This is a genomic window from Streptomyces sp. NPDC057654, from assembly GCF_042800135.1.
Lineage (GTDB): Bacteria > Actinomycetota > Actinomycetes > Streptomycetales > Streptomycetaceae > Streptomyces.
Genome location: NZ_JBHVHQ010000392.1, coordinates 1 through 7,653, shown reverse-complemented (window position 1 = coordinate 7,653; position 7,653 = coordinate 1). Strand labels below are relative to the sequence as shown.

Genomic DNA, 7,653 nt, shown 5'->3' with positions numbered 1-7,653 from the left:
GCGTGACGACGGCCGACGGCACCATGTACTCGGGCAGCGAGCCGGCGGCGTGGGCCCGCAGCGCTTCGGCGTCGACGGCGGTGCCGGAGGCCGCGACGACATACGCCACCAGCCGCTTCGCGCCGGGGCGGTCCTCGCGGAGGATCACGGCGGCCTGCGCCACCTCGGGGCGTCCGGCGAGGACGCCCTCCACCTCGCCGGGCTCGATGCGGAAGCCGCGCAGCTTGACCTGGTCGTCGACGCGGCCGACGAACTCCAGCCGCCCGTCCTCCAGCCACCGCACGACATCGCCGGTGCGGTACATCCGGCCGCCGTCACCGTCGTGACCGCCCCCGAAGGGATCGGCCACGAACCGCTGCGCGGTCAGCTCCGCCCGGCCCAGGTAGCCGCGCGCCAGACCGTCGCCCGCGATGTACAGCTCGCCGCTGACGCCGGGCGCGACGGGACGGAGGCCGGTGTCGAGGACGTACACCTGTGTGTTCCACAGGGGGCGGCCGATCGGCACGGCGGCCTCGGGGACCTCGTCGGGGTCGCGCATCGGGTTGACGCTGGAGAAGACGGTGGTCTCCGTCGGCCCGTACTCGTTGGCGACGGTGATCCCCGGGCAGGCGTCAAGGACGCGGCGGACGGCGGCTGGTGACACGACGTCACCGCCGGCCCAGATCTCGCGGACGCCCGCGAAGCATTCGGGGCGTTCCTCGGCCAGCACCCGGAACAGCCCGGCGCTGACGAAGAGGCCCGTCACTTCCTGCTCCGCGATCACCGCGGCGAGGTCGGCGGCGCCGAGGCGGCCCGCGGGGGCGACGACGATCCGGCCGCCGGTCAGCAGGGGCGTCCAGATCTCGAACGTCGAGGCGTCGAAGGCGTACGGGGAGTGCATCAGCACCCGCTCGTGGTTGCCGCGCGTCCAGTAGCGGTCCGCCGCCAGGTGCACCACATTGCGGTGCGTGTTGGCCACGCCCTTCGGGGTGCCCGTGGAGCCGGAGGTGTACATGGCGTAGATCAGCTGCTGGGCGTGGGTCGCGACGTCCGGGTGGGTGTCCGGTTCACCGGCACAGCTCTCACCTGCGCGGATGATCGGCGTGTGGACGGCGAATTCGATCTCCTCGGGGTTCCGGTCGGTGAGCAAGGCGACCGCTCCGGTGTCGCGGAGGATGAATTCGGAGCGGCTCGCGGGCTGGTTCGGGTCGAGCGGTACGTACACGCCGCCCGCCTTCAGCACGGCGAGGCTGGAGACCACCACGTCCGCCGACCGCTCCTGGAGCACCGCGACCCGGCTCTCCGGGCGTACGCCCAGCCCGATCAGCCGGTGCGCCAGACGGTTCGCCCGCGCGTTCAGCTCCCCGTACGTGAGCGACCGCTCCCCCGAGATCACCGCCACAGCGTCGGGCGTGGCCGCCGCCTGCTCCTCGAAGAGCACGTGCACGGCCGTGTCCGCCGGGAACTCCACATCCGTGTCGTTCCACTCGGTCACCATGCGGCGCCGTTCGGCGGGGTCCAGGATGTCGACGGTCATGACGGGCCGGTCGGGGGCCTCGGCCATGGCGGCGAGGACCCGGATGAGCCGGTCGACGAGGCGTTGGACGCTGTCGCGGTCGAAGAGTTCGGTGCTGTACTCCACGACGCCGCCGAGCCCTGCGGGCGCGCCCTCGGGCCCGTACAGCTCGGCGATGTTGAAGTCCAGGTCGAACTTGGCGACGCGGGTGTCCACCGGCTGCGGAACGGCGGTGAGCCCCGGCAGGGCGCCGATCGCGTCCAGCGCCTCGCGCCGGTCGGTGTCGAAGGTCAGCGAGGTCTGGAAGAGGGGGTGCCGGGAGAGCGAGCGGGCCGGGTTGACCACCTCGACCAGCCGCTCGAAGGGCACGTCCTGGTGCGCGTACGCGGCCAGGTCCGTCTCCCGCACCCGGTCGATGAGCTCGGCGAACGTCGGGTCGCCGGAGACGTCGGTGCGCAGCACCAGCGTGTTGACGAAGAACCCGACGAGGTCTTCCAGCGCGTCGTCCGTGCGGCCGGCGACGGGCGTGCCGAGGGGGATGTCGGTTCCGGCGCCCAGCCGTGCGTACAGCGTGGCGAGGGCCGTCTGGACGAGCATGAAGAGGCTGGCGCGGCGCTCCTTGGCCAGGGCGGCGAGCGCGGTGTGCAGGCCGGCGGGGATGTCGAAGGCGAGGTGGCCGCCCCGGTTGGCGGAGGCCGCGGGGCGCGGCCGGTCGGCCGGCAGCTCCAGCTCCTCGGGCAGCCCGGCCAACGTGGTCTTCCAGTAGGCGAGTTGTCCGGCCGCCGGGCTGTCGGGGTCGTTCTCGTCGCCGAGCGTTTCGCGCTGCCACAGGGTGTAGTCGGCGTACTGCACGGGCAGCGGCGCCCAGTCGGGGGCCGTTCCGGTGCGGCGTGCGGCGTAGGCGGTGGAGAAGTCGGCGGCCAGGCGCCCCATCGACCAGCCGTCGCCCGCGATGTGGTGGACGAGCAGCAGCAGTACGTGCTCGTCGGCGCCCAGCTCGAACAGCGTGGCCCGCACGGGGATTTCGGCGGTGAGGTCGAAGCCGTGCCGGGCGGCGCGGCGCAGCTTCTCGGTCAGCTTCTCCTCGGTGACGGCCGTGACCGTCAGCTCGGGGCGGCTCGCGGCGGCGTCGAGGATGCGCTGATACGGGCCTTCGGCGTCCTCGGCGAACACGGTGCGCAGGCTCTCGTGCCGCTCCACGACGTCGTCGAGGGCGTGCCGCAGCGCGGCGCGGTCCAGACGGCCCGTCAGGCGGAGCGCCGCGGGCAGGTTGTAGGTGGCGTTGGGGCCTTCGAACTGTCCGAGGAACCAGAGGCGTTGCTGTGCGAAGGAGGCGGGCACCCTCGCGCCGCGGTCCCTCGGCGCGAGGGCGGCGCGCGCGGCGCCGGCCGCTCCGATGACGGTGGCGAGTCCGGCGACGGTGGGCTCTTCGAAGAGCTGACGGATGGACAGCTCGACGTCGAGTGCGGCGCGCACCCGGCTGACGAGCTGGGTGGCGAGGAGCGAGTGGCCGCCGAGGTCGAAGAAGCTGTCGTCGATGGTCGCCTTGGGGACGCCGAGGACGTCGGCGAAGATCCCGCACAGGATCTCCTCCTGCGGGGAGCGCGGGGTGCGGCCCGCCGACGTGCCGCCGTACTCGGGTGCGGGCAGCGCCTTGCGGTCGAGCTTGCCGTTCGGGGTGAGCGGCAGGGCGTCGAGGACGACGACGGCGGAGGGCACCATGTAGTCGGGCAGCGCCTCGGCGAGGTGCGCCCGCAGCGAGCCGGTCTCGGGGGCGGGGACGGCGCCTTCGACCGGTACGGCGTAGGCGACCAGGCGTTTGTCGCCGGGGCGGTCCTCGCGGACGGTGACGGCGGCGCGGGCCACGGCCGGGTGGGCGGCGAGCGCCGTCTCGATCTCGCCGGTCTCGACGCGGAAGCCGCGGACCTTCACCTGGTCGTCGGCGCGGCCGGCGAATTCGAGGCGGCCGTCGGGGTGTCGTACGGCCAGGTCGCCGGTGCGGTACATGCGGGCGCCGGCCGGTCCGTACGGGTCGGCGACGAACCGCTCCGCTGTCAGGGCCGGGCGGCGGTGGTAGCCGCGGGCCAGCCCGTCGCCTGCGATGTACAGCTCTCCGGGCACGCCGGGCGAGGCGGGACGGAGGGCCGAATCGAGTACGTACAGGCGGGTGTTGACGATGGGTCGGCCCATCTCCGGAACGACCGCTCCGGCCAGCGGGCCGCTCATGCTGGCGCACACGGTGGACTCGGTGGGGCCGTACGCGTTGATCATGCGGCGGCCGCGCGAGAAGCGCTCCACGAGGTGCGGCGGGCACGCCTCGCCCGCCACGGTCAGCGTCATCCGCGCGGGCAGGGCGTCGTCTGCCAGCTGTGCGAGGGCGGACGGCGGGAGCGTGGCGTGGGTGATCCGCCGCTCGGCGAGGAGTGCGGTCAGCGACGGCCCCGGCAGCAGCCGGTCCGCGTCCGCGAGGACGACGCAGGAGCCGGAGAGCAGGGCGATGCAGAGTTCGGAGACGGCGGCGTCGAAGCTGGGCGAGGCGAACAGCAGGACGCGGCTGCCGGGCTCCACCGCGAAGCCCTCGATCTGTCCGGCTGCCAGGCTCGCCAGCCCGGTGTGGGTGACGACGACGCCCTTGGGGCGGCCCGTGGAACCCGAGGTGTAGATGGTGTAGGCGGGGTGGGTCGGCTTCAGCGGCGCGGCGCGGTCGGCGTCGGTGGGGTCGGCGGCGTCGTAGCCGCTGGTGTCGGTGTGGTCGACGAGCAGCAGCGGCACGTCGGCGCCCGCGAACCGTCCGGCGCGCGCGGTGTCGGTGAGGATCAGCGCGGGCGCGGCGTCGGCCAGCATGTAGGCGATGCGGTCAGCCGGGTAGTCGGGGTCGACGGGCAGGTACACGCCGCCCGCCTTGACGACGGCGAGGAGGGCGACGACGAGGTCGGCGGAGCGCGGCAGCGAGACGGCCACGGAGCGCTCCGGGCCGACGCCCCGGTCGACGAGCAGCCGGGCGAGCCGGTTGGCGCGGGCGTTGAGCTGGGCGTACGTCAGCTCGCCGGCCTCGGACGCCGTGGCGGGGGCACGGGCCGCCTGCGCCTCGAAGAGCGCGGGCAGCGTCTGGGCGGGCACGTCGCGGCGGGTGTCGTTCCCGTCGGTCACCAGCGCCCGGCTCTCGGCGTCGGTGAGCAGGGCGATGCGTCCCACGGGGCGGGCCGGGTCGGTCCGCATGGCGTCCAGGACGCGGGTGAAGCGGTCGGCGACGGTCCGTACGGCCGCCGCGTCGAGCACGTCGCTCTGATAGTCGAGCCGGAAGCCGAGGGTGTCGCCGGGCATCGCGACGAGGGCCAGGGTGTAGTGCGTGGAGTCGCTGATCGCGGCGTCCGCGACGCGCAGCCCGCCGAGGCCCGCGAGGTCGTCCAGCGCGTTCCGGTCGAGCGGGTAGTTCTCGAACACCACGGAGGTGTCGAAGAGTTCGCCCGTTCCGGCCTGCTGCTGAATGGCCGTCAGGCCGAGGTGCTGATGGGCGAGCAGCCGCGCCTGCTCGCCCTGGACGCGGGCGAGGAGGTCCGCGAGGGGCTCGGCGGGGCGCAGCCGGGCGCGCAGCGGCAGGGTGTTGATGAACAGGCCCACCATGTCCTCGACGCCCGCCAGCTCCGGCGGCCGGCCGGAGACGACGAAGCCGAACGCCACGTCGTCCTGGCCGGTCAGGCTCGCCAGGACCAGCGCCCAGGCGCCCTGGACGACGGTGTTCAGCGTCAGCCCGTGCGTACGGGCGCGCTCCGCGAGCTCGGCCGTGGCCTGCTCGGACAGGGCGAACCGCAGGTGCTCGGGGGCGGCCGGGGGCCGCCCGGCGCGCGCGGCCGGGGCCAGCCGGGTCGGCTCCTCGAACCCTGCCAGCGCCTCGCGCCAGGCCGCTTCGGCGGCGGTCCGGTCCTGGCCCGCCACCCAGCCGAGGTAGTCGCGGTACGGGCGTACGGGCAGCAGCGCGGCCGTACCCGTGTAGAGCTGGAACAGCTCGCGGACGAGCACGGGCAGCGACCAGCCGTCGAGCAGCAGGTGGTGGTTGCTGAGCACCAGCCGGTGGTGCTGGGGCCCGAGCTTCAGCAGGGTGAAGCGGAGCAGCGGGGGCCGGGCCAGGTCGAAGCGGAGCGCGCGGTCCGCCGCGAGCAGCCGCTCGGCCTCGGCGGCCCGCTCCGCTTCCCCGAGGGACGTCAAGTCCTCTTCATGCCAGGGGAGTTCGACGCTTTCCGGGATCACCTGGACCGGGTGGGTGAGCCCTTCGTGCCGGAACCCGGCGCGGAGGTTGGCGTGCCGGTCGAGCAGCGCCTGCCCGGCGGCCCGCATGGCGGTCGCGTCCAGCGCGCCGTCGAAGTCGATGGCCATCTGGACGGTGTAGACGTCCCGGGCCTGTTCGTCGAAGAGGCCGTGGAAGAGCAGGCCCGACTGGAGCGGGGAGAGCGGCAGCACGTCGGCGGTGTCCGGGTACGCGGCGAGCACGCCGTCGAGTTCCGGCTGGGTGAGGGCGGCGAGCGGCACGTCGGAGGGGGTGAGCCCGCCCGCGTCGGGGCGCTCGGCGTGCGCGGCGAGGGCGCGCAGGGCCCGGAACCAGCCCTCGGCCAGTTCCCGCACGCTCCTCTCGTCGAGCAGCCGCTCGGCGAAGGTCCAGGTGGCGACCAGTTCCGGGCCGCGCGCGCCGTCCTCGGTGAGGGCGTTCAGCTCGACGGTGTGGGTGAGCAGCAGCGCGTCGTCCGTGCCGCCGCTGCCCGCCGACCCGGCCAGCACGGACCAGTCGGCGGAGCCCGCATCGGCATCGGCGTCGGCGGCGCTCTCCGCCGCGATGCGCCCGAGGTAGTTGAAACCGATCTGCGGCGCGCCGAGAGCCGCCAGCTCACCGGCGGTGTCCGGGTTCAGATACCGCAGCAGCCCGAAGCCGAGGCCGTTGTCCGGGACGGCCCGCAGCTCGTCCTTGACGCGCTTGAGCAGGGCCCCGGCGGCGGGCCCGCCGTCCCAGGCCCGCGCCCGGTCGAGTCCGGAGACGTCCAGCCGTACCGGATAGAGGCTGGTGAACCAGCCGACGGTCTCCGACACGTCCACGCCGCCGACCGCTTCCTCCTCGCGGCCGTGGCTCTCCAGGTCCACCAGGACGTGCGGGGACGCGGATGGGGGGAGGCCGCCGCGCCAGTCGGCGACGGCGAGGGCGAACGCCGACAGCAGGACGTCGTTGACGCCCGCCCGGAAGGTGCTCGGCACGGTCGTCAGGAGCGCGTCCGTGACATCGGCGGGCAGCCGCAGCGTCACGGAGCCGGCCGTCCCGTACGTATCCAGGGAGGGGTCCAGGGGGCCTGTGCCGATGACGGGTTCAGGGGTGTCGAGCACCTGTCGCCACCGCTCCAACTCGGCGACGCGCGAAGGCTGGTGAGCCTCCTCGGTCAGACGCCGGGCCCAGCCGCGGAAGGATGTCGCCGCCGGTCGCGGTTCCGGCTCGCGGCCTGCGGAGACCGCCCGCCAGGCGTCGGCGAGGGCGGGTATCAGCAGCCGCCAGGACACGCCGTCCACCGCGAAGTGATGCACCATCACCAGCAGTCGGCCCGGTTCGTCCGGTCCCCGGTCGAACCACACCAGCTGCGCCATGACGCCGTCGGCGGGCGCCAGGCGCTCGCGTGCCGCGTCCGCCTCGGCCGCGTACCGCGCGTCGCGGGCCGCCGCGTCCAGCCCCGTCTCGTCCACACGCAGCACGCGGTCCGCGGCCCGTACGGAGCCGGGCGCGGTGATCTCCACCGACCAGTCGCCGGCCGCGGGGACCACCCGCATACGCAGCACGTCGTGCTGGTCGAGCAGGGTCTGCACGGCGGTCACGAGGTCGCGCTCCGCCATTCCGGCGGGCACGCGCAGCGCCAGCGACTGGTTGAACCGCTCGACGGGCCCGCCGCTCTCCGCGAACCGGCGCATGATCGGCGTCAGCGGTACGGGGCCGACTCCGGCGCCCGCCTCTTCCGCCACCGCTTCCTGGGCGTCACTCACCGCCGTGGCGAGCGCCGCGACCGTCTTGTGGTCGAAGACGTCGCGCGCCGACAGCTCCAGCCCGGCCCGGCGGGCCCGGCTCACCAGCTGGATGGACATGATGCTGTCCCCGCCCAGCTCGAAGAAGCTGTCGTCGACGCCCACCC

General features: G+C 74.2%; 1 protein-coding gene. It reads right to left on the bottom strand.

What is annotated here, in order from left to right:
* Positions 1-7,653: amino acid adenylation domain-containing protein (locus ACFU99_RS25505; RefSeq protein WP_384395794.1), on the bottom strand; the 7,653-nt coding region annotated here is incomplete at both ends.